Genomic DNA, 952 nt, shown 5'->3' with positions numbered 1-952 from the left:
GTTCGGAACAGGACGACTCTGGATCATCATCTGACTCATTATCATCACTCTGACACTCGTTTTCGTTATCATCACCGTTGGTATCAGTTGGCTTGGTGTTGGGCTTTATGTCAGGCTTTGGGTTTAGTTTCTTCAGTCGGGTGATTTCATTTTCCAGAATAGTTATCCGTTCCCGCTGTTGAGCAATTTGCTCCTGCTGTTGAATAATCTCCTCCTGCTGCTGAGCAATAAATGCCAGCAGTTTTTCAGCGGAGAAGTTATTAGTAAGAGAGATATTCATGAGTTTAAAAGATAGACTTTAGACGCTCCGTTTTCCTCAAAAAATTAGTTTTTGAGCACATACCAATGGAAAGCACTCCTAAATCACCAACACAAGTCATCAAAACGGAATCCTTTGGGACAACTTTTGCCTTTACTTCACTTATCTCGCCATCAGTTAAACCGATAAAGTTGCGGGCTTCATGCGTTGCGTCAAGATGATTCAAGTCATTGGTTACTCAGAATGCGAAAGTGACGGAACAATTCACCCCGCACCAGCTCCATCATTTCATCGGCACTGAGATTGCTGAAATGGCTGAAGCGATAATCCTTCTCATGGCTGGCAAAACGGGGCGTAAAATCTCTGCCAGTCAGCATTTTGCGCTGCTCATCTTTGCTTTCGTGCATATCCAGCATTCGGGCAAACAGCAGGTAGGTAATCTGCTCGATAACCGTCAGTGGGTTGGTACACCCAGAACTCTTCCCAGAGCTTGTCGATTTTGCTCTTTAGGTCGCCGGTGATCATTAAAGGATCCGATCTCTGTATAACGATGATGGCGAATTAAACCAAAACTCATTTGAAACATACGGTTCTAAATGAGCAGATAAATTGATCCAAAGCATGAAACGAAAAACGATTCAAGACGTATAATTACAGATCATTTTTTGCCATAACTATTCGATTCATGCTTAA

2 protein-coding genes are annotated in these 952 nt (G+C 42.5%); both read right to left on the bottom strand.

Translation table 11 applies throughout. From position 1 onward, the window contains the following. A partial coding sequence (locus tag AKL11_RS25755) for a hypothetical protein (RefSeq protein WP_436404678.1) occupies positions 1–280 on the bottom strand: 280 nt, incomplete at its 3' end. 206 nt (positions 281–486) lie between these two features. Continuing rightward, entirely contained in the window at positions 487–717 is a 231-nt protein-coding gene (locus tag AKL11_RS24780) for a type I restriction-modification system subunit M N-terminal domain-containing protein (RefSeq protein WP_301335673.1), read from the bottom strand. Positions 718–952 lie beyond the last annotated feature (235 nt).

The organism is Endozoicomonas ascidiicola (genome assembly GCF_001646945.1).
GTDB classification, from domain to species: Bacteria; Pseudomonadota; Gammaproteobacteria; order Pseudomonadales; family Endozoicomonadaceae; genus Endozoicomonas; species Endozoicomonas ascidiicola.
The sequence above is the reverse complement of the archived record's forward strand: the minus strand, read 5'-3'. Positions and strand labels throughout refer to the sequence as shown.